The following is a 22,406-nucleotide window of genomic DNA, read 5'->3' on the forward strand; positions in this document are numbered from 1 at the left end:
TAAATAGCTTGTCTTTTTTATTAGGCCATAAATAATTATTTTTTTGCCAATGCATACGCTTGCTTGTATGATAATTGCTTAAGGTCTTGTTTTGAAGTAAGCGTGTTTGATGCTTCTATAATAAAGTATCTTATTTCTGATATGCTTGCATTTACAACATCACCATTTTTTAATGCGTATACTGTAATTACATTGGGTTTATAGGTAAAAGCAATAACTTGTTGCCCTCCAGAACTATATGGAAAAGAATAGGTTATTGGGTACCAAGCATCATCAAAACTTAGCTTAAAGTACATATGTATTAGCACATTATTAATAGTTTCTTCATTTAAATCAGGGTCATTTATTTCAAAAACGTTTGCAGGAGCGCCTAAATAGAATCCTTCTGTCCAACTAACGTTGTTTACCGTTTTCATTATAACATTGGCATTACCAGGAGCACCTTGAGGGCCTTGTTCACCATCAGCACCGTCTTCAGGGGAGCAAGCTATTGTAAGTGTTAAAAGTAAAAGGGTGCATAGGTAAGTCATTTTTAATTGTAATTGTTTCATGATAATAATTTTTAATTATGGTTTTATGTATTTATGACCATTTTTAAAAAAGGTTAACATTAATTTTTAAATAATTATTTTACCATCACCAAAGCAGTATCACCAAAATGTCTTAAACAAAAAAGCCCAACAATGTTGGGCTTTTAAAATATATGTATTGTTTATCTACTAGTTAGTAGCAGATAAGTTTTTCATTTCTTTTTCAATCATGTCGTAAAACTGATCAATTTTAGGTAATACAACAATACGCGTACGTCTGTTTTTTGCTCTGTTTTCAGCAGTATTGTTATCAACTAACGGAACATAGTGGCTACGTCCTGCTGCAATTAACTGGCTTGGGTTAACACCTAAATCTTCTAATACTCTAATAATAGATGTAGAACGTTTAACACTTAAATCCCAGTTGTCTAACAATGGCTCTTTTCTGTAAGGTACGTTATCAGTATGTCCTTCAACCATACACTCAAAATCAGGCTTGCTATTTACTACTTTAGCTACTTTAGCTAATACATCTTTAGCTTTTGATGTTACAATGTAGCTACCGCTTTTAAATAATAATTTATCGGCAATAGAAATAAATACCACACCTTTTTCAACATTTACTTCAATGTCTGGGTCGTTAATACCAACTTCGCGTTTTAAGCTAGTTACTAAAGCCAATGTTACACTGTCTTTTTTAGTAAGGGCATCTTGTAAGCGTGTAATTTTTAAATCTTTTTCTTTAATGCTTTCTAATGTTTTTTCAACATTGCTAGCACCTTTAGCAGATAATATTTGAAGGTTATCATTATACTTACGTAAATCTGCTACTTGCTCTTCTAAGGCTTGTGATCTTGCCGATGCCGATGCTTTTTCTTCTAAACATGAGTTTAATTTAACGGTAGCAGAGTTAAGCAAATCTTGAGTTTCTTTTTGTTTTTCTTGTAATGCCGTGTACTCTTTTTTAGATACACATGAGCTTAACAATAATACTGAAGATAAGCTAAATAATAAGAATTTTTTCATAAGTTATTAAGTAATTTATAAGGATTAATTTATCTAGTTGTGTTGCAAAAGTATGTAAAAAAAACTGTTCAAAGTTGTTAGTTAACAAAACTTTTACTAAGTGCTTTTTATAATTGGTTATACGTGTTTTTTCTTAAAACAAAATATTGAAATACTATAGACTTTACATGGTTATACGTTTTTTTTGGTGTCATGGTTGTTCGTTTTTTTAATAATTGGTTTAATTGCGCATAATAATGTAAATGCGCTTTAAGTATGGCTAAAGTGTGTTGGGGTTTTAATTCGCATAAAAACTTAACAGCAGCAACACCATCTAGCAATAACCTAGCCAAAATTACACCAAAAAGTATGCCATGTGTGTTTTTTGTGAGTGTAAATAAGCTATTTCTAAAATTTAAGTACGTTTTTTTGGGGTTTGTGTTTTTTAGCGTAGCACCACCAACATGATACACGGTTGATGCGCCTACGTATTTTACTTGGTAGCCCAAGTTTATAGCACGCCAGCATAAGTCAATTTCTTCCATGTGCGCAAAAAAGGAAGCATCAAAGCCGTTTAAGGTGTTGAATACTGTTTTGCGTATAAATAAACAGGCCCCCGATGCCCAAAAAATTGAAGCGGTATCATTGTATTGCCCAACATCTTTTTCAATGGTATTAAAAATTCTACCACGGCAATAGGGGTAAGCAAAGGCATCAATAAAACCACCGGCAGCACCAGCATATTCAAAATGGTCTTTTTGCTTGTAATCTAATATTTTGGGCTGAATAATAGCCGTGTTAGCATCTGTTTTAAAAGCAGTAATAATGGGTTCTAACCAATGTTTTGTTACTTCAACATCACTATTTAAAAGGCAAAAAATGGGTTCTTCAACATGTTTTAAAGCATCATTATAACCTTTGGCGTAGCCGCCATTTTCTGTGTTTTGAATAATTTTTACTGCAGGAAAATGTGCCTTTACATAAGCTACCGAAGCATCTGTTGAGGCATTATCTGCCAAATAAATACTGGCTTGGGGCGAGTGTTTTGTTACCGATGGTAAAAATTGCTCTAGTAATTGTTTTCCATTCCAGTTTAATATAACAACGGCTATTTTCATACTTTGTAATTAGGAATGTCTTTTAAAAAATTATAACGCTCATTATCAAAATCCATTTGGCAATAATAATGATTTAATCCGTTTGTAACCATTAAATAGGTAGCGTTAAGCGCTAGGTTGTATTGTGCAACTTGATCAAAAGTAGTTTGATTAATAGTAATTTTAGGCGCTTTGCATTCAACAATTAAAAAAATTGAACCGTTGGGGTTAAAAACTACAATGTCGTAGCGTTTTTTTAATCCGTTTACAGTCAGTTCTTTTTCAACATTTATAAGCGATTTAGGGTATTTTTTTTCCAACATTAAATACTGCACACAATGCTGGCGTACCCATTCTTCGGGCTGTAAAACCACAAACTTTTTACGAATACTATCGAATATAGAAATTTTATTTTCGTTACTTTTGAAACGAAACGTATATGAAGGGAAATTAAGTTGTTGCACGCTGCAAATTTATAACTATATAATGGCACTTTAAATTATTTTTAATAGAAAATAGTTTTGAAAATAATACCATAAATAGTGCTTAAATATTAGCAAGGCAACATATACAATAAAAATAATTACACTTTTGGACGAGGTTAAACAACTGGTAACAGCCATAAAAAATAAGCAATTAAAACCCATTTTCTTTTTAATGGGAGAAGAACCGTATTACATTGATAAAATATCAGATTTTATTGAAAGTACTGTTTTAACCGAAGAAGAGCGCGGGTTTAACCAAATGGTATTGTATGGTAGAGATGTAAGTGTTGAAGATATTGTAAGTAATGCCAAACGATTTCCAATGATGGCCGAATACCAGGTTGTTATTGTGAAAGAAGCCCAAGACCTCTCTAGAACCATTGAAAAATTGGCGGCTTATGCACAAAATCCGCAGCCAACCACCATATTAGTTGTAAATTATAAATACAAAAAAATTGATAAGCGCAAAACCCTTTACAAAAGCCTAAAAAAAACAGGGGTTATTTATGAAAGCAAAAAACTTTATGAAAATCAAGTAGCTGATTGGATTAGGCGCGTGCTTTCGCCAAAAGGCTATCAAATAGCTCCAAAAGCAGCGCAAATGTTGGTGGAGTTTTTAGGAACTGATTTAAGTAAAATTAATAACGAGCTTGAAAAACTTCAAATTATTTTACCTGAAAACACCCAAATCACACCAGAGCATATTGAAGAAAACATAGGTATAAGTAAAGATTTTAATAATTTTGAGTTACGCAAAGCCATTGGTGAAAAAAATGCGGTTAAAGCTTATAAAATAGTAAATTACTTTGCCGAAAACCCTAAAGACAACCCTATGGTGGTTACCGTTGCGCTGTTGTTTAATTTTTTTTCGCAGTTATTACAGTTTCATGGCATGACCGATAAATCACCCAGAAATGTAGCGGCTGCACTTAAAATCAATCCGTATTTTGTAAATGAATATATTACAGCAGCAAAAAACTATCCTATGCGAAAAGTTAGTGCTATTGTGGCACTGTTAAGAACGTTTGATGTAAAAGGAAAAGGGGTAGGTGCTAATGCTGTTCCGCAAGGCGATTTATTAAAAGAATTACTTGCAGGTATTTTAAATTAACATACTATTATTTTGAATGAACGTTGATATTCACCATAGTTGGAAACCTTTTTTAGAACCCGAATTTAATAAACCATATTTTTCTGAGTTGGTAGCCTTTGTAAAACAAGAGTATGAGCAACACACGTGTTATCCGCCAGGGAATGCCATTTTTAATGCTTTTAATTACTGCCATTTTAATGATGTTAAAGTCGTTATCATTGGTCAAGACCCCTACCACGGACCAAACCAAGCTAACGGATTATGTTTTTCGGTTAATGACAGTGTAGCACATCCTCCATCATTAATAAATATTTTTAAAGAAATAGAAACTGATTTAGGTGTGGCGTATCCTAAAAGTGGTAATTTATTGCGTTGGGCGCAACAAGGGGTTTTGCTTTTAAATGCAACACTTACAGTAAGAGCTCACGAGGCAGGAAGTCACCAAAAGCAAGGTTGGGAAACCTTTACTGATGCTGTTATAAAAACCGTTAGTACTCACACAAATGATGTGGTGTTTTTATTATGGGGTGGCTTTGCTAAGAAAAAGGCTAAGTTAATAGATGTAAAGAAACACCATGTGTTAACTTCAGGGCATCCTTCGCCATTAAGTGCAAATAGAGGGTATTGGTTTAATAATTCACATTTTAGTAAAACCAATAGCATATTAAAAAAGGTGCATAAAGCACCTGTTAATTGGTAGTTTTTAGCTTCCTGTAGGTGCTAAAACTTGGTTGCCTGTAGTTGTATGTGCTTTACTAGCGTTTAGTACAACAATTCTTTTGTCTTTATTGCTTTTATTAACTTTATTAACACTAAAAATTAGCAATAAAAAGTTAATTAAAACTAAAGAAGCAATGGTTAGGGTAATTGTTAATAGCATAGGCGACTGAGTTTTAAGTTTACGGTAAAATACGCTTTTTGGTTGATAAAAAGCATAAATTACTATTAAATTTACAATTATACTGCAAACATAATACATAAAGTACTACAAAACAATACGTGCTTATACTAATCTATTATAATTAACAAATGTTTAAAATACCTCTAACATAATATGTAATATGTTAATTTATTAACAAGAAAATTATCTAATTCTAGATGCACTATTTGTTTAAAAAAATTATTTTTGAGAAAAATATGAATTATGAAGAAAGCAAATTGGGTAACAGCTAAAGAATATCAAGATATAACATATAAAAAATGTAACGGTGTAGCACGTATTGCATTTAACAGACCAAATGTTAGAAATGCCTTTAGGCCAAAAACAACAAGTGAGCTTTATGATGCCTTTTATGATGCTAATGAAGACGTTAATATAGGTGCCGTTTTACTATCGGCCGAAGGACCTTCAACCAAAGATGGCGTGTATTCGTTTTGTAGTGGTGGCGACCAAAAAGCGAGAGGGCATCAAGGCTACGTTGGTGAAGATGGATACCACAGATTAAATATTTTAGAAGTACAACGTTTAATACGTTTTATGCCAAAAGCGGTTATAGCCGTAGTACCAGGATGGGCTGTTGGTGGTGGCCATAGTTTGCATGTGGTGTGCGATTTAACACTAGCAAGTAAAGAACACGCTATTTTTAAGCAAACAGATGCCGATGTTACTAGTTTTGATGGTGGTTATGGCTCAGCGTATTTAGCTAAAATGGTAGGGCAAAAAAAAGCCAGAGAAATATTCTTTTTAGGTAGAAATTATTCGGCACAAGAGGCTTATGAAATGGGTATGGTAAATGCCGTTATTCCGCATGATGAACTAGAAGATACAGCCTATGAATGGGCACAAGAAATTTTAGCAAAATCGCCCACATCTATAAAAATGCTAAAGTTTGCCATGAATTTAACTGATGATGGTATGGTTGGCCAACAAGTATTTGCAGGTGAAGCTACAAGGTTAGCTTACATGACCGATGAAGCTAAAGAAGGGCGTAATGCATTTTTAGAAAAACGAGCGCCTAATTTTGAGAAAAAATGGATTCCTTAAAATATGAGTAAATTTTCTATTTGGGTGTCTTCAATGCGGTTGCGTACGCTACCGCTTTCAATTTCTGGTATTATAATAGCATCGTGTTTAGCAGCAAAAAAAGGTGTATTTAGTTGGGGTATTTTTACACTCGCTATTTTAACCACGTTGAGTTTGCAAATTTTATCTAATTTGGCAAATGATTATGGTGATGGTGTAAAAGGCACAGATAATGATGATAGAATAGGGCCTGAGCGCGCTATTCAATCGGGTAAATTAACACCTAAAGAAATGCTAAAAGCCATTAAAATAAACGTGTTTATAGCCATTGCACTTGCTTTAACACTCATTTTTACAGCTTTTGGTACACAAAATGTTTTATTATTACTTACGTTTTTTATTCTAGGTTTAGCCAGTATTGTAGCTGCCATAAAATATACTGTTGGTGGTAGCGCTTATGGTTACCGTGGGTTGGGTGATGTGTTTGTGTTTATATTTTTTGGCTTGGTAAGTGTATGTGGTTGTTATGTGTTATACGCCAAAGCTTTACATGCTGTAGTTTTTTTGCCAGCATGTGCAGTGGGGTTATTAAGTGCGGGTGTTCTTAATTTAAATAATATGCGCGACATCATATCTGATGAAAAATCTAATAAAATAACCTTAGCAGTAAAATTAGGAAGAAAAAAAGCAAAAATATACCATTATACACTTGTTGTATTTGCAATAATATTATCGGCTATATTCGGTGTGCTTTATTATACATCACCTTTAAATCTTATTTTTATGGTGGCTTATGTGCCTTTATTACTTCATTTAAAAACCGTTAAAAATAACAAAGAACCCAAGATTTTAGACCCTGAATTAAAAAAACTAGCATTAACAACCGTTTTGTTAGCCATTCTTTTAGGCGTAGGGCATTTATTGTAAGCATAACTTTTTGTAATTTTAGCTAGTTAATTTTTTAATACAAACATCATGAAAATTACATTTTTGGGTCACGCCAGTTTAGCCATTCAAATTGGCGATATTGATATTTTAGTCGATCCGTTTATTACAGGAAACCCTAAAGCGTCACACATAAAAATAGAAAACTTAAATGCCAACTATATTTTAGTAACACATGCGCACCAAGATCATATTTTAGATGTTGAAGCTATTGCAAGACATACAGGGGCCACAATAATTTCTAATTATGAAATTGTGAATCATTATAGCGCTTTAAATCTAGAAGGACACCCAATGAATCATGGCGGTTCATGGGATTTTGAGTTTGGCAAAGTAAAATATGTAAATGCCATACACACATCATCTTTTCCTGATGGTAGTTACGGCGGGCAACCCGGAGGTTTTATAATTGAAGGCGAACATAAAAATATTTACATAGCCGGTGATACCGCTTTAACTTTTGATATGAAATTAATACCCATGCAAACCAATTTAGATTTAGCCATTTTACCAATTGGCGATAACTTTACAATGGGTGTTGATGATGCCATTATTGCAAGTAATTTTTTAGAATGTAATAAAGTTTTAGGCTATCATTATGATACCTTTGGTTATATTGAAATTGATCATGCTGCCGCAAAGAAAAAATTCTTTGATAATGATAAAGATTTAATGTTGTTGAATATAGGAGAATCTATTGAATTGTAAATGATTAAAGCCAGTTACCAACAATACATTTTAAATTTTAAACACCCCAGCGGAACTTCACGAGGTATTTTAAAAACCAAAGAAACGTGGTTTATTTTTTTAACTTCGGAAGGAAAACAAGGCATTGGCGAATGTGGTTTATTTAGAGGTTTATCTATTGATGATAGGCCAGATTATGAAGAAAAACTACAATGGGTTTGCAATAACATACATTTGGGGTTGCCCAAACTATTAGAAGCTTTAACCGAATTTCCCAGCATTCAATTTGGTTTAGAAATGGCTTTTAAATCTTTACAAGCAAGTGATACTTTTACCTTGTTTCCTTCACAATTTACAAAAAACGAAGCGCCAATACCAATTAATGGTTTAATTTGGATGGGGTCTGAAGCCTATATGAAACAGCAAATAGAGGCTAAAATTAAGGAAGGTTTTACATGCATAAAAATGAAAATTGGAGCTATAGATTTTGATGCCGAATGTAAACTACTAAAATCTATAAGAACATCATTTTCAGCAAATGATATTGAATTACGTGTTGATGCCAATGGCGCTTTTTCACCCGGTGAAGCTTTAGAGAAATTAAAAATATTATCAGATTTCAATTTACACTCCATTGAACAACCCATAAAACAAGGCCAAATAGAAGACATGGCACAACTTTGTGATGTAACGCCGTTACCAATAGCTTTAGATGAAGAATTAATTGGTGTATTTTCTGTAACAAATAAAGAAACTTTAATACAAACCATACAACCGCAATACATTATACTAAAACCCAGTTTAATTGGTGGTTTTAGCGGAAGTGATACTTGGATACAAATTGCTGAAAATCATAATGTTGGTTGGTGGATTACCAGTGCTTTAGAAAGTAATGTAGGCCTTAATGCCATTGCACAATATACCTTTAATAAACAAAGTATTATGCCTCAAGGATTAGGCACAGGCAGTTTATTTACAAACAATTTTAGTAGTCCATTGCAAGTAAAAAATGGTACATTGCAATACAATAAAAACAAAACGTGGAATTTAGAATTTTTAACAAATAAATAATAGTATGTATATAGCACAAGCATTTAATGTTTTGCATGATTGGTGGCGGTATGTAATTGGCGTGGTAATAGTTGTATTTGGTGTTATAGTTGGGCAGTTGCCATTTACAGCAGCCGTTATAGCAAAAGCATTTAGTAGTGGTGAAGATATGGCTAATTTAGACCAAACTAAAATGCTTGGATTATTAGAGCCTAATTTAAGTCTGTTTTTAATGTTATTATCATTCGCGGCAGGTTTATTAGTAGTTATTTTAGTATCAAAATACTTGCATAAGCAATCATTTACGCATTTAACCACCAGCAGAAAAAGAATAGATTGGAAACGTTTTTGGTTTATTTTTGTGATTTGGGGCGTTATTTCTAGTGCTTTAATAGCGGTTGAATATTTTGCTGCACCAGAAAATTACCAACTAAATTTTAAGTTAGTACCATTTTTAATTTTATGCGTAATTGCCATAATAATGGTACCACTGCAAACCAGTTTTGAAGAGTACTTATTTAGAGGTTATTTAATGCAAGGTATTGGAGTTATTGCTAAAAATAAATGGCTACCACTATTAATTACATCTGTAGTTTTCGGCTTGCTACATATTGCAAATCCGGAGGTAGAAAAATTAGGCTATCTTATAATGGTTTACTACATTGGTACTGGTTTATTTTTAGGTATTATAACGCTCATGGATGAAGGTATGGAATTAGCTTTGGGCTTTCACGCAGCCAATAATTTATTTGCTGCTTTATTGCTTACAGCAGACTGGACAGCGTTTCAAACGCACTCTATTTTAAAAGATATTTCAGACCCCGAGCAAATTGGGTTTACGGAGCTTATTTTGCCTGTTTTTGTAATTTTTCCAATACTACTGTTTATACTTTCAAAAAAATATAAATGGACCAACTGGAAAGATAAATTAGTAGGCACAGTTACAGAACCACCTAAAGAAGATTACAAAGTTTTAGAAGATATAGATTTTCAACCATAAATACACAACACAATGATTCCTACTTACACAAACGTACACTTAAGGTTTAAGTTAAATAACTATCATTATTCATTTGAAGACCTCATGGAAGTAGCCTACAGTTTTACCAAAGAAGGTATACCGTACCAGCGTGAGTTAGGGTTATTTCTGTTAGATTGGTTAGATAATAAAGATTATATAGAAGTACAAACCTCAGGGTCTACTGGCAAACCCAAAAAACTAAAAATAAAAAAACAGGCTATGGTAAATTCTGCCATTGCTACAGGTAACTTTTTTAGTTTAACTCCAGGAAAAAAGGTGTTAAACTGTTTGCCATCAAACTTTATTGCTGGTAAAATGATGATTGTTAGAGCCATAATTTTAGGTTTAGAATTAGATATGGTTGAACCATCTGTTTCACCAAGAATAGATTTAAAAAAGCACTATGATTTTTGTGCTTTTACACCCATGCAACTTAAAAACTTTGCAAAACACCTAAAATCTTTAAAAACAGCTATAGTTGGCGGCGGTCGCGTATCTGAACCCATAAAAGCTTTAATTCAAGATAAACCAACGCAGGTGTATGAAACCTATGGCATGACAGAAACTGTTACGCATATTGCCGTTAGAAAACTTAACCATTTTACAGATGAAGATTCTAAAATATGTTTCACAACACTACCCGATATTAAAATTTCAACAGATGAAAGAAATTGTTTAGTAATTGAAGCACCTCACATATCAGATGATACGGTAGTTACCAATGATATTGTGAAAATTCATTCTGAAAACGAGTTTGAATGGTTAGGGCGTTTTGATAATGTGATAAATTCTGGTGGGATAAAATTATATCCTGAACAAATTGAAGAAAAACTGCAAAGTAAAATAAAAGAACAATTTTTTGTTACTTCAATGCCCGATGATACTTTAGGAGATAAATTAATTTTAATTGTTGAAGGTGAAGAAAATTGTGTAGATCCTTCTGTTTTTAATGGTTTAGATAAATATCAAGTACCTAAAAAGGTATATTATTTACCTAATTTTGCCGAAACACTTTCAGGTAAAATACACAGAGAAAATACTTTAAAATTGATACAGTAAAAAATTAGTTTTAGTGTTTTCACAACAAATACAATCTTTATACAAACCGAAACGTTTAGCGGTAAAACTTAGTGCAAAAGGCGAGCAATCTGTTTTAAAACAGCACCCATGGGTGTTTTCAAATAGCATAATAAAAATTAATAATAATGCTAAAACAGGCGATTTAGCTATAGTTTTCAGTAAAAATAGCAACAAACCCATTGGCTTGGGTTTATTTGATGCTAATTCACCCATAAGAATTAAAATGATGCATTTTTCAGCAGAAACCATCAATGCATCTTTCTTTTTAAAAAAAATAAAAACAGCCTATTCAAAACGCTTACCATTATTAAAAACTAATACCAATAGTTACAGATTGCTGTTTGGTGAAAATGATGGGTTTCCGGGTTTAATTGCTGATGTATATGCGTCTGTTTTGGTTGTAAAATTATATTCTGAAATTTGGTTACCTTATTTAGAAACTGTTTTAGAAAGTTTGCAAACTGTAACGCAGGCAAACACCATTGTAATACGGTTAAGCAGAAGTTTGCAACAAGCTAATAGTCATCATTTAAATGATGGCGATGTTGTGTTTGGTACTTTAGAAAATGAGGTAGTTAATTTCGTGGAGCATAACGTAAACTTTTCAGCTAACGTTATAAAAGGACATAAAACGGGCTATTTTTTAGATCATAGAGCCAACCGAAAACAAGTAGGGCAGTTGAGCAAAAATAAAACTGTTTTAGATGTATTTAGTTATGCTGGCGGTTTTTCGGTGCATGCCTTAGCCAATGGCGCAAAAGAGGTTACCAGTTTAGATATTAGTAAACAAGCGCTAAATATTGCCGTTGAAAATGGTAAATTAAATAACTACACTGGCAAACATTTAACCATGGCTGGAGACGCTTTTGAAACTTTAAATACGCTTATAAAAAATGGTAAAACTTTTGATGTGGTGGTAATTGATCCGCCTAGTTTTGCCAAACAACAATCTGAAATTGTATTGGCTAAAAAAAAATATGCACAATTAGCTAAATTAGGTGTAAAACTAACCGCTAAAAATGGTTTGTTAGTGTTAGCGTCATGTTCATCGCGTGTGTTAGCACAAGCTTTTTTTGACATTAATTTGCAAGTATTAACAGCCCAAACAAGACCTTTTAAAAACATATTAAACACATACCACGATATAGATCATCCTGTGGCATTTCCAGAAGGCGCCTATTTAAAATGTGGTTATTACAGGTTTAGTAATTAAATAAATTGGCCCTTTTCATTTGTTTTTACTTCAATAATGTCATTATTATATTTTAATATTACGTGATATTCTTTTACTGCCAATCCTTTTTTAGCTATGTATTTAAGTTTGTAAACATCTTCAACAAAGCAGCAGTTTGGATATTTTTTACAAATGGCTTGCGAAACTTCTAAAGGTAAACGTACGTTATTAAATGTTTCATAAGCACGTACAATAGTTCCTTCTTTTGTAAAATACGCTACAATGTCACCATGTTCTGTACTAAAATTTACGCTATATACATCATCTTTTCTATCATACAATTCTGCTATAGTTTCATTATCAAAATTAGAAACTATTTCTTGTAACTTTTTTATGCACAATGCATTATCTTCTTCAAAAGTAGAAGTATAATCTGTGTTAACAGTTATTACTGTGTTAGGTAACGTAATGGTTTGGGCGGTAGTGAAGCCTAATGCAAATAGGGTTAAAATACTAGTAACGAGAGTTTTCATGATATTGTTGTTTTATTTCAACTATAAAATTAACTATGCGCGCATAATAAATTTATGATAAATATCATGTTGTCAGAAATTTAAGTTCAGATTAAATATAAATTTGTTATGCATGCATAATATTTATTATATTTGTTTAAATTGAAATAGTATGTCTGTAAGTATCACCAATATTTTAAATATAAAACACCCTATAATACAAGCACCTATGTTTTTGGTATCTAACGTTGCTATGGTAACCGAGGCTATGAAAAGTGGTATAGCAGGTTGTATACCAGCATTAAATTACCGTACGTTAGTAGAATTACGTGAGGCTATACAAGCTCTTAAAAAGGCAAAAGTTGAAGGTGGTTCATTTGGGTTTAATTTAATTGTAAATAAATCGAATGTAAAATACAAAGCGCAGTTAGAAGTTTTGTGTAACGAAGGTTGTGATTTTATTATAACCTCATTAGGTAGTCCAGAGGAAACCATAAAACAAGCTCACAAAGCAGGTATAAAAGTATTTTGCGATGTAACCGATTTAAAATTTGCAAAAAAAGTTGAAGCTTTAGGTGCCGATGCTATTATTGCTGTAAATAATGAAGCAGGTGGCCACCGAGGCAATATTTCACCAAAAGATTTAATTACAGAATTGGTAGCAAATTGTAATATTCCTGTTATTTCGGCAGGTGGTGTTGGTTGTAAGGCAGATGTTGATAAAATGTTAAGCTACGGCGCTTCAGGCGTATCAGTTGGCAGTCCGTTTATAGCATCTGTAGAAGCTGGTGTAACCAATGAGTACAAACAAGCTTGTGTAGATTATGGTGCAGATGATATTGTAATGACAGAACGTATTTCTGGTACACCGTGTACTGTTATAAATACACCTTATGTAAAAAAAATAGGCACAAAATCTACGTGGATTGAAAACATATTAAATAAAAACCGAAAACTTAAAAAGTGGGTGAAAATGATACGTTTTTCAATAGGCATGAATGCCACTAAAAATGCGGCTACAAAAGCTACCTACAAAACAGTTTGGGTTGCTGGCCCAAGTATAGAGCACACCAAAGCTATTTTACCCGTTAAAGCTATTGTAAAAGGTTTAGTTAGTTAATTGTAAAGCTTTTTTTTGCTTTTTAGCCTTATTTTTGCCTGTAAAAATACTTAAGGTAAAACTAGCGGCTAGTCCACCAAGTGCGCTACTAGCAGCTTCAACAGTATCAAATTTGTTATTGGGTTTTCCGCTATCTAAAAGTTCTTTAGTAATACCAGCGGCTGTAGCCATACCAAAGCTATACCAAAAGGCTTTTTTCTTATCTTTTGTTTTAATATAAACTACGGTATAAATACTTGTTGAAATAACTGCACCTGCAATAATATGCAATTTATCATCTTCTGAAGGATATTGTGCATGAGAGACGGCACAAAACATACATGTTAATAATAGCAAAAAAGATTTCATAATTGGTTGATTTACTTTTAATTATTCAATTTTAAAACCTTTTTTTTATATTAAAGTTTATAATAGTTTAAAAGTGAATTTTAATAGATAAAAACATAAAATAGTGCAGTTTGTAAACTCAAAAAAATATAAACCAACAAAAACAAAATAAATACTAATGCTTTAAGTTTTGTATTTTTGCAAACTAAAAATTATAAAACTATTCAGCATGCAACTATCTAAAGAAATGGTATTAGAACAAGCAAATAACGCTACCAAAAATACTTTAATGGAAACCTTAGATATTAAAATGATTGATTTTGGTGACAATTTTTTAATAGCCCGCATGCCTGTTACACCCAAAGTACATCAACCCGATGGTGTTTTACACGGTGGCGCTACAGCAGCTTTAGCTGAAACCGTAGGTAGTTTTGCATCGCATATTTTTATTGATACAGAAAACATGTTTGTGCGTGGTTTAGAAATTACTGCAAACCATTTAAAAAGCGTAAAATCTGGTTTTGTGTATGCCAAGGCTACGTTTTTACATAAAGGCCGTACCACACAACTTATTGATATTAAAATTACTGATGATGATGAAAACTTAATATCAGTTTGTAAATTAACTACCATTTCGCTTCCAAAAAATAGATAAATAATGACTTCGGAAGTGTTTTTCAACCATATTGAAACCCAATACAAACAGCAGTTACCATTTGTAGTATACCGTAAGCCAAATAAAACAAAAGTTAGCGGTTTATTACAAAAAACTGATGAATTGCATACAACATCAAATTTTACAGAACAAGGCTTTGTGTTTTCTCCTTTTGATGATTCTCAAAAAACAGTTTTATTTCCTTTTAAAGCTTGTGAAACCATAGCATTAAATGATTACACTGAAACTAGCAATTTTTCAAGTAATACAAATGCCAAATTTGATGACGTTTCAAAAAAACAGCATATAGCATTAGTTGAAAAAGCTGTTGAAGTTTTAAAAGAAGACACTTTAAAAAAAGTAGTATTATCACGGGTTGAAAGTATAGAAATAAACACCGATAATCCGTTTTTAATATTCAAACGCTTACTTCAAAACTATCAAAAGGCATTTGTGTATTGCTGGTATCACCCAAAAGTAGGGTTGTGGTTAGGCGCTACCCCAGAAACTTTAGTGAAAATTGAAGGTAGCAGATTTTCTATAATGGCCTTGGCCGGTACACAAGTGTATAATGGCAGTTTAGATGTGGTTTGGCAAAATAAAGAATTGCAAGAACAACAATACGTAACAGATTATGTAGTTAAAAATTTAAAATCTGCCGCCCAAAGTATTCAGGTTTCAAAAACAAACACAGTTAAAGCAGGTAGTTTACTACATTTAAAAACCATAATATCTGCACAGTTAAAAACTACTGCCAATTTAAACGATGTTATAAAAACCATGCACCCAACACCAGCTGTTTGTGGTGTGCCCAAAGAAAAAGCTAAACAATTTATTTTAAAACACGAGCCTTATAATCGTGAGTTTTATACAGGTTTTTTAGGAGAATTAAACTATGAAACTACTTTAAAACCACGATCTAGCAAACGCAACATAGAAAATAGGGCATACAGCACCACTAAAAAAAGCACACAATTGTATGTTAACTTGCGTTGCATGCAACTTAAAAATAACCAAGCGTTAGTGTATATAGGTGGCGGTATTACAAAAGGATCTAATGCCGAAAAAGAGTGGGAGGAAACCGTTTCAAAATCTTTAATAATAAAATCGGTTTTATAAAAGTATTAACAGTGGTTTTGGCATATATTTAAAGCACTATTTTGTAATTTTGTATTACATTTTTTAGTTCTATGATGTATCCTAAAATTCCGTTAGCCCAAACCGTTATTCAACTTTGTAAAGCTAAAGGTATTAAACATATAGTTTTATCTCCTGGTAGCCGTAATGCACCATTAACCATTGGGTTTTCAAATAACAATTATTTTAAATGCTATAGCGTTGTAGATGAGCGTTGTGCGGCATTTTTTGCACTTGGTATTGCACAAAAATTACAAGAACCAACAGCTGTGGTTTGTACATCGGGTAGTGCGCTATTAAATTATTATCCGGCAGTTGCCGAGGCCTTTTACAGCCATATTCCGTTAGTAGTTATTTCGGCAGATAGACCTAAGCATTTAATTGGTATTGGTGATGGGCAAACCATTAATCAGCCCAATGTTTTTGAAAATCACATTCATTATTCGGCCAATTTGAAGCAAGATTTAAATGAAAATGAAGCAGATAATCAAACCGAAGATGTGCCTATTTTTCAAAATTTAGAAAATAAAATTGAAACATTATTAGGTTTAAAACAATCTATTCAAACTTATAATGAAACTGAAATTAACAAAGCCATTAATGTTTCAATAGAAAAAAAAGGACCTGTACATTTAAATGTGCCTTTTAATGAACCATTATACGAACGTGTTGAACATTTATCTGTACAGCCAGAAGTTCAATTACCTAAAATAAAAGATGATACGGTTAATGATGATGTTTTAAATACTTGTGTTGCAGATTGGAATAACGCAAAACGTAAAATGATTTTAGTAGGCGTAAATCAACCCAACGACATTGAGCAGCATTGGCTTGATGCATTAGCTAATGATAAAAGCGTTATTGTTTTTACAGAAACGACTTCAAACATTCACAACAATGCTTTTTTTCCAAGTATAGATCAAATAATTGCGCCATTAAATGGAGATGACTTCAATAAGCTTCAACCAGAAATATTACTCACCTTTGGCGGATTAGTAGTATCAAAAAAAATAAAAGCATTTTTACGCCATTACCAACCTAAACAGCATTGGCATATTGGTAATACTAAAGCTAACAACACGTTTTTCAGTTTAAATAAAATTATAGAAACCACACCAAATACATTTTTCAACGTATTTTTACCTAAAATAAATGCCGTAAAAAGTAACTATCAAACGTATTGGGAAAACGTAAAAAAGCATAGAGTTTCTAAACATAGTGCGTACTTAAAAACCATTCCATTTTCAGATTTCAAGGCTTTTAACACACTATTACAAGCCATACCAAACCATACGGTTTTACAACTAAGCAACAGTTCAACCATACGTTATGCGCAGTTGTTTACATTAAATAATACTTTAGAGGTGTATTGTAACCGTGGTACAAGTGGTATAGATGGTAGTACAGCTACAGCTATTGGGTTTGCATCAGTTTCAAACAAACAAACAACGCTCATTACAGGCGATTTAAGCTTTTTTTACGATAGCAATGCTCTTTGGAACAACCATATTCCTTTAAATTTTAGAATTATAGTAATAAACAATCAAGGAGGTGGTATTTTCAGGATTTTACCCGGCCACAAAAACACCGAAAATTTTGACACCTATTTTGAAACCACACACCACTTAACAGCAAAACATTTATGCGCCATGTATGGGTTTAACTATGAAAAAGCACATGATGATACATCATTAAAAAGCGTTTTAAAAACATTTTTTAATGAAGACGATACTCCAAAATTATTAGAAATATTTACCCCAAAAAATACTAATGATGAAATCCTTTTAAATTATTTTAAATTTATAAAGTAAAAATGTGACTTATTTTTTACAGCTGTGTCTAAAAATTGTATCTTTAAAAAAGTTATCAATTAAAATATTTTACTAACACTTAAACACTAAATTAATCATGAGTAAACGTGACGAACTTATTGCAAAATACGCAGCAGATTTAAAAGAGAAATGTGGAGTTGATGCAGACATGGATTTTTTAACCAAAGTAACAATTGGTTGTGGGCCATCTATTTATAATGCAGATGCTTCAACCGTATCTGGTTCAGACCAAAAAGAATTAGACACCGTAAAAAACAACTTCTTAATTAAAAAATTAGGTTTAAGTGAATCTGATGATTTAGACGGTGCAATTGCCAGCGTAATTGAGCAATACGGTAAATCAAACAGAACAAAATACAGAGCTGTTGTATACTACTTATTAGCCAAACATTTTGGTAAAGAAGCTATTTACTCATAAATAGATATTCTTATAAAAAAAATATTAAGCGCTGCACATAGTAGCGCTTTTTTTATGCGGTAAACTTAAAAATATATTTGGGCGTTACCCCGATGAAAAATCGGGGTCAGGCTTTCCACGTTACACGGTAACTTGCTTCAATCCTTAACGCAAAACACAATTTGTTAGTTTATATTACTACCTTTGCCACATGATGCAATTAGGAAAAATAAATACCTTAGAAATACTACGCGAAACAGACCACGGCGTCTATTTAGTAGATGAAGAAAATAACGAAGTTTTATTACCAAACCGTTATGTGCCAAGTACATTTAAAATTTGGGATAAAATTGATGTTTTTGTGTATTTAGATAATGAAGAAAGACTTGTAGCCACCACCGATGTGCCTTACATAACTCTGGGCGATTTTGCTTTACTGCGCTGTAGCCAGGTAAATGATTTTGGTGCGTTTTTAGATTGGGGTTTGGTAAAAGAACTCTTTTGCCCATTTAAAGAACAGGCCTTTAAAATGAAACCAGGCGGTTGGTATTTGGTACATTGCTATTTAGATGAAAAAACCGAAAGACTTGTAGCTTCAAGTAAAACAAACCATTTTTTAAGTAATAAAACATTAACAGTAAACCAATTTGATGAAGTAGATATTATAGTTTCGCATCCGTCTGATATTGGTTGGAATGTTATTGTAAATAAGCAACACACAGGCTTAATTTTTAAAGATACCATATTTACCGATGTAAACGTAGGTGATAAGTTTAAAGCTATTGTTAAAAAAATACGACCTGGTAATAAATTAGACATTGTTTTAGGCCAAATAGGATATAGAAATATAGAGCCTAATGCTAAGCGTGTTTTAGAAATGCTAGAAGATAATAGCGGCTTTTTAAATTTAACCGATAAATCTGACCCAGAAACAATTAAAGACGTATTGCAAATGAGTAAAAAAAGCTTTAAAAAAGCTATTGGAACTTTATATAAACAACGCCAAATAGATATTAAAACAGATGGTGTTTACTTATTAAATAAGTAAACACTTGTTTTCATTCACACAGCTTTTAACCCATTCAATAGCCAAATCTAAATCGGTAAAATTTTCTTTATTAAACTTAAAAAAGTGTTTTTCTAGGTCAAAAAGTTTATTGTTAATTACATTGTAAATTACAGTAGCGTAGGCTTTTAAGTTGGTGAATTCTTTGGTGAACAAAGGGCCGTCTTTTAAATCAATGGCGTATGAGTTTACTCTATTACCAATAAAACCAAAAGGCTTATTACCGTAAAATTCTTTTATAAGTAGCGTTGCTTCTTTAAAATTTTCAAAGTTAACAACAACCCCTTCCTTAAATTCTGCTATTAAAAATATATCAAAAAAATATAATTTACCTATAGGTATAATTTCTTCTTTTATACATTCATTTTTTAATAATGATGATTGTACTTGCATGGTGTTTTTGTAAAATGGGGCGCAAATATACTCTATTTTAATGTATTAAAACAATAAATTAGTTATCTTCTAATTTCCATGTTCTTACCCAGTCGTATGAGGTTGTTCTTTCTTCTTTTGTGCCATTCATTCCGCCACCATTTGGCACAGGATTCCAATCATAAGTTTCAACAACCATTTTCATATACATGGGTAAATCAAAGTTTGAAGGCGGTGTAACAGTACCAACTTTAACACCATCTAAAAATAGTTCTACTTCAGTTGGGCTTTTCCACCAACCAGCATATACATGAAATTCATCATACACTTTTGATGAAGTATCTTCAGAGTTTCCGTTTGAACCTGTAGGTGTTTCAGTACAGTCTGCATTTCTACTATGCGTGTTAGAGTGCATACTGTTATCAAAGCTTTGAGCCCAAGCAGCATTGGTTGTTATTTCTCCAACACATTCTTGTATATCAAATTCAGTAACACGCCTATTGCAACCACTTCCTTCATTTCGTTTGTTTATTAACCAAAAAGTTGAAGACATAAATGTTTTACTAGCTTTCATACGGCATTCAAAATAATGTCCTGGTCCAATTGATGTTAATGAAGTTATGTAAGAGCCAGCATGGGTAAATTCGTTTCCGTTTACAGTTTCAGGTTGGGGTAGTATGTTGGCAATTAATTTAAGATACCCATCTTCAAGAGAAACTGTATTCTGCTTAAAAAGACCTGGTGGTCTTCCAATCCATTGGTTTGGGTCTGTATTTTTCCATTTAGTTTCATCTAAACTTACAGTGTTAAACTCATCAGACATAGCATCAACCTTAACCCATTTTTTCCCGTTGGGTGTATAATTGGTTTCAACAAAAAACGGCATATTTTCAGAGGGTGCATTTTGAGAAACAACAACATCAAAACTACATGTACTGGTGTTTCCAGCAGCATCTTTAACTTCAAAAGTATTGGTGGTAGTTCCTATTGGAAATAATTCACCCGATGCAATACCGCTAATTTGTGTTGTTATAGCACCATCATTATCATCTGTACCAACAGGTGTTGTGTATGTTACAGCGGTTTCAGTAGTAAAATTATCAACAGAAATATTTATAGTTTCAAGGCAGTTAATTGTTGGATTAATAGTATCGGCTGTTGGTGTGTTGTTATCATCATTACCGCTACTACAATTTGTAATTATTAAGCCAGCAGTTAAACAGCCTATAAATATCAGTTTTTGTTTAATCATTGTGCAATTGTTTAGTTTAGTATCACAAATTTTAACTTTATTATAATTTTTTAATGCTTCAAATGGTTATATGAATAAAACAAATGAGCCAAAGCACTAAATAATATTATATTTTTGCAGCATGATTAATAATGATACTATTGTAGCTTTGGCAACACCTTCAGGAGCAGGTGCCATTGCAGTTATAAGACTTTCTGGAAATGACGCTATTACTATTGCCGAAAAACAATTTAAATCTGTTTCTGGCAAGCAATTAGCAAAACAGCCAACGCACACTATACATTTGGGACATATAATTGATGATAATAGAACTTTAGATGAAGTTTTGGTATCTGTTTTTAAAAACCCAAATTCTTATACAGGAGAAAATGTAGTGGAAATATCTTGTCATGGATCTAATTATATTCAACAAGAAATAATACAATTATTTTTAAGAAACGGGTGCCGAATGGCCACTGCGGGCGAATTTACATTGCGTGCTTTTTTAAATGGGAAATTAGATTTAAGTCAAGCCGAAGCCGTAGCCGATTTAATTGCTAGTGACAATGAGGCATCGCACCAAATTGCTATGCAACAAATGCGTGGGGGTTTTTCTAGTGAAATAGCCAAATTACGCGAAGAGTTATTAAATTTTGCTAGTTTAATTGAATTAGAATTAGATTTTGCAGAAGAAGATGTAGAATTTGCCGATAGAACCCAGTTTAAAGATTTAACAGCTAGAATTTTAACGGTTTTAAAACGTTTAATAGATTCTTTTGCTGTGGGTAATGTTATTAAAAATGGTATTCCAGTAGCTATTGTAGGAGAGCCCAATGTTGGTAAATCTACATTATTAAATGCACTTTTAAATGAAGAACGTGCTATAGTAAGTGACATTGCGGGTACTACACGCGATACTATTGAAGATGAAATTTCTATTGGCGGCATAGGGTTTAGGTTTATAGATACAGCAGGTATAAGAGATACCAAAGATGTAGTTGAAAGCATTGGAATTAAAAAAACCTTTGAAAAAATAGAACAAGCACAGGTAGTTATTTATCTTTTTGAAGCTGATGTGTTTGTAAATGACACCGAAAAATCAAAACTACTGAAAGTTGAAATTGAAAAAATTAAAAACAAGTATCCGCAAAAACCGTTATTAATTATTGCAAATAAATCTGACAAAATTTCTGAAGTACAATTTTCAGAATTAAATAAAGCACTTACAAATATATCCAAAACAGGAGCTAAATCTCAAGCTCAAATGTTATCGGCTAAAACAAATGACGGTGTAGAGCAACTAAAAAATACACTTTTAAGTTTTGTAAATACAGGCGCTTTAAAAAATAACGATACTATTGTAACAAATACAAGACATTATGATTCTTTACTAAAGGCTTTAGAAGAAGTACAAAAGGTAAATTATGGGCTTGAAACTGGCTTATCAGGCGATTTGTTGGCAATAGATATTCGTCAGGCTTTATATTATTTTGGTGAGATTACGGGAGAAATATCTAATGATGATTTACTTGGTAATATTTTTTCTAATTTCTGTATTGGGAAGTAACTTACTTTCTTTTATTTGTTAATCACTTGTTATTGTTGTTTTTATAGGTTTTTATCTTCT

At 32.3% G+C, this 22,406-nt stretch carries 25 protein-coding genes; 16 read left to right on the top strand and 9 right to left on the bottom strand.

The features are described from left to right. Positions 1-35 precede the first annotated feature (35 nt). From ACXAG4_RS11215 to ACXAG4_RS11230, 4 genes are all read right to left on the bottom strand, one after another. The gene (locus ACXAG4_RS11215) at positions 36-551 is read right to left on the bottom strand and encodes a hypothetical protein (RefSeq protein ID WP_475296182.1); all 516 of its coding nucleotides are present in this window, start codon (positions 549-551) and stop codon (positions 36-38) included. 168 nt (positions 552-719) lie between these two features. Next, positions 720-1,556, bottom strand: a complete 837-nt coding sequence (locus tag ACXAG4_RS11220; RefSeq protein ID WP_475296183.1) for an OmpA/MotB family protein — start codon at positions 1,554-1,556, stop codon at positions 720-722. A 107-nt stretch (positions 1,557-1,663) separates the two neighbouring features. Beyond that, positions 1,664-2,653, bottom strand: a complete 990-nt coding sequence (locus ACXAG4_RS11225; RefSeq protein WP_475296184.1) for a glycosyltransferase family 2 protein — start codon at positions 2,651-2,653, stop codon at positions 1,664-1,666. Further along, positions 2,650-3,096, bottom strand: coding sequence for a type I restriction enzyme HsdR N-terminal domain-containing protein (locus tag ACXAG4_RS11230; RefSeq protein ID WP_475296185.1), 447 nt, complete (start codon positions 3,094-3,096; stop codon positions 2,650-2,652). The genes ACXAG4_RS11225 and ACXAG4_RS11230 overlap by 4 nt, the downstream gene beginning before the upstream one ends. 127 nt (positions 3,097-3,223) lie before the next feature. Here ACXAG4_RS11230 and holA point away from each other — a divergent pair, with 127 nt between their 5' ends. Further along, the gene (gene holA / locus ACXAG4_RS11235; protein ID WP_475296186.1) at positions 3,224-4,228 is read left to right on the top strand and encodes a DNA polymerase III subunit delta; all 1,005 of its coding nucleotides are present in this window, start codon (positions 3,224-3,226) and stop codon (positions 4,226-4,228) included. Positions 4,229-4,244: 16 nt separating this feature from the next. Further along, positions 4,245-4,910, top strand: a complete 666-nt coding sequence (locus tag ACXAG4_RS11240) for a uracil-DNA glycosylase (RefSeq protein WP_475296187.1) — start codon at positions 4,245-4,247, stop codon at positions 4,908-4,910. A gap of 3 nt (positions 4,911-4,913) precedes the next feature. Here the strand turns inward: ACXAG4_RS11240 and ACXAG4_RS11245 are convergent, their stop codons facing one another. After that, positions 4,914-5,090: a hypothetical protein gene (locus ACXAG4_RS11245; protein WP_475296188.1), complete on the bottom strand. Its 177-nt coding sequence runs from the start codon at positions 5,088-5,090 to the stop codon at positions 4,914-4,916. Between the two features lie 264 nt (positions 5,091-5,354). Here ACXAG4_RS11245 and ACXAG4_RS11250 point away from each other — a divergent pair, with 264 nt between their 5' ends. From ACXAG4_RS11250 to ACXAG4_RS11280, 7 genes are read left to right on the top strand one after another with little or no spacing between them, the layout of a single operon-like run. Continuing rightward, on the top strand, positions 5,355-6,194 hold the full coding sequence (locus tag ACXAG4_RS11250; protein ID WP_475296189.1) for a 1,4-dihydroxy-2-naphthoyl-CoA synthase: 840 nt from the start codon (positions 5,355-5,357) through the stop codon (positions 6,192-6,194). Between the two features lie 3 nt (positions 6,195-6,197). Beyond that, positions 6,198-7,100 carry a 1,4-dihydroxy-2-naphthoate octaprenyltransferase gene (gene menA, locus ACXAG4_RS11255; protein WP_475296190.1) on the top strand — a complete coding sequence of 301 codons (903 nt, stop codon included), beginning with the start codon at positions 6,198-6,200 and terminating at the stop codon, positions 7,098-7,100. A 48-nt stretch (positions 7,101-7,148) separates the two neighbouring features. Beyond that, complete coding sequence (locus ACXAG4_RS11260; RefSeq protein ID WP_475296191.1) at positions 7,149-7,826, top strand: metal-dependent hydrolase; 678 nt, start codon at positions 7,149-7,151, stop codon at positions 7,824-7,826. Between the two features lie 3 nt (positions 7,827-7,829). Then, positions 7,830-8,876, top strand: a complete 1,047-nt coding sequence (locus ACXAG4_RS11265; RefSeq protein WP_475296441.1) for an o-succinylbenzoate synthase — start codon at positions 7,830-7,832, stop codon at positions 8,874-8,876. 4 nt (positions 8,877-8,880) lie between these two features. Beyond that, positions 8,881-9,855, top strand: coding sequence for a lysostaphin resistance A-like protein (locus ACXAG4_RS11270; RefSeq protein ID WP_475296192.1), 975 nt, complete (start codon positions 8,881-8,883; stop codon positions 9,853-9,855). 12 nt (positions 9,856-9,867) lie between these two features. Beyond that, a complete protein-coding gene (locus tag ACXAG4_RS11275) occupies positions 9,868-10,935 on the top strand; it encodes an AMP-binding protein (protein WP_475296193.1) in 1,068 nt (355 codons plus the stop codon). A 13-nt stretch (positions 10,936-10,948) separates the two neighbouring features. Next, a complete protein-coding gene (locus ACXAG4_RS11280; protein WP_475296194.1) occupies positions 10,949-12,169 on the top strand; it encodes a class I SAM-dependent rRNA methyltransferase in 1,221 nt (406 codons plus the stop codon). On the opposite strand, the gene ACXAG4_RS11285 is transcribed toward ACXAG4_RS11280, so the two are convergent. Further along, complete coding sequence (locus tag ACXAG4_RS11285) at positions 12,166-12,663, bottom strand: hypothetical protein (protein WP_475296195.1); 498 nt, start codon at positions 12,661-12,663, stop codon at positions 12,166-12,168. The two genes, ACXAG4_RS11280 and ACXAG4_RS11285, sit on opposite strands and share 4 nt — an antisense overlap. A 151-nt stretch (positions 12,664-12,814) precedes the next feature. Here ACXAG4_RS11285 and ACXAG4_RS11290 point away from each other — a divergent pair, with 151 nt between their 5' ends. Then, positions 12,815-13,762 carry an NAD(P)H-dependent flavin oxidoreductase gene (locus tag ACXAG4_RS11290; protein WP_475296196.1) on the top strand — a complete coding sequence of 316 codons (948 nt, stop codon included), beginning with the start codon at positions 12,815-12,817 and terminating at the stop codon, positions 13,760-13,762. On the opposite strand, the gene ACXAG4_RS11295 is transcribed toward ACXAG4_RS11290, so the two are convergent. Continuing rightward, on the bottom strand, positions 13,751-14,110 hold the full coding sequence (locus tag ACXAG4_RS11295; protein WP_475296197.1) for a hypothetical protein: 360 nt from the start codon (positions 14,108-14,110) through the stop codon (positions 13,751-13,753). The genes ACXAG4_RS11290 and ACXAG4_RS11295 overlap by 12 nt on opposite strands. A 208-nt stretch (positions 14,111-14,318) precedes the next feature. On the opposite strand from ACXAG4_RS11295, the gene ACXAG4_RS11300 reads away from it, so the two are divergent. The 5 genes from ACXAG4_RS11300 (at position 14,319) to ACXAG4_RS11320 (ending at position 19,158) form a co-directional block, all read left to right on the top strand. Continuing rightward, positions 14,319-14,744 (top strand): PaaI family thioesterase, encoded by a 426-nt coding sequence (locus ACXAG4_RS11300; RefSeq protein WP_475296198.1) that lies wholly within the window; start codon positions 14,319-14,321, stop codon positions 14,742-14,744. A 3-nt stretch (positions 14,745-14,747) separates the two neighbouring features. Next, the gene (locus tag ACXAG4_RS11305) at positions 14,748-15,863 is read left to right on the top strand and encodes a chorismate-binding protein (protein ID WP_475296199.1); all 1,116 of its coding nucleotides are present in this window, start codon (positions 14,748-14,750) and stop codon (positions 15,861-15,863) included. 71 nt (positions 15,864-15,934) lie between these two features. Then, entirely contained in the window at positions 15,935-17,692 is a 1,758-nt protein-coding gene (menD, locus tag ACXAG4_RS11310; protein ID WP_475296200.1) for a 2-succinyl-5-enolpyruvyl-6-hydroxy-3-cyclohexene-1-carboxylate synthase, read from the top strand. A gap of 97 nt (positions 17,693-17,789) precedes the next feature. Continuing rightward, positions 17,790-18,131: a DUF2853 family protein gene (locus ACXAG4_RS11315; protein ID WP_475296201.1), complete on the top strand. Its 342-nt coding sequence runs from the start codon at positions 17,790-17,792 to the stop codon at positions 18,129-18,131. A gap of 190 nt (positions 18,132-18,321) precedes the next feature. Continuing rightward, on the top strand, positions 18,322-19,158 hold the full coding sequence (locus ACXAG4_RS11320; RefSeq protein ID WP_475296202.1) for a CvfB family protein: 837 nt from the start codon (positions 18,322-18,324) through the stop codon (positions 19,156-19,158). Here the strand turns inward: ACXAG4_RS11320 and ACXAG4_RS11325 are convergent. Together ACXAG4_RS11325 and ACXAG4_RS11330 are read right to left on the bottom strand one after the other, a co-directional pair. Continuing rightward, positions 19,147-19,569: a hypothetical protein gene (locus ACXAG4_RS11325; RefSeq protein WP_475296203.1), complete on the bottom strand. Its 423-nt coding sequence runs from the start codon at positions 19,567-19,569 to the stop codon at positions 19,147-19,149. The genes ACXAG4_RS11320 and ACXAG4_RS11325 overlap by 12 nt on opposite strands. 58 nt (positions 19,570-19,627) lie before the next feature. Further along, positions 19,628-20,800 carry an HYR domain-containing protein gene (locus ACXAG4_RS11330; RefSeq protein ID WP_475296204.1) on the bottom strand — a complete coding sequence of 391 codons (1,173 nt, stop codon included), beginning with the start codon at positions 20,798-20,800 and terminating at the stop codon, positions 19,628-19,630. 121 nt (positions 20,801-20,921) lie between these two features. Between ACXAG4_RS11330 and mnmE the strand changes: the two genes are divergently transcribed. Then, complete coding sequence (mnmE, locus tag ACXAG4_RS11335; protein WP_475296205.1) at positions 20,922-22,346, top strand: tRNA uridine-5-carboxymethylaminomethyl(34) synthesis GTPase MnmE; 1,425 nt, start codon at positions 20,922-20,924, stop codon at positions 22,344-22,346. The last annotated feature ends 60 nt before the right edge of the window (positions 22,347-22,406 follow it).

The sequence above is a fragment of the Seonamhaeicola sp. ABD4_175 genome (genome assembly GCF_056160885.1).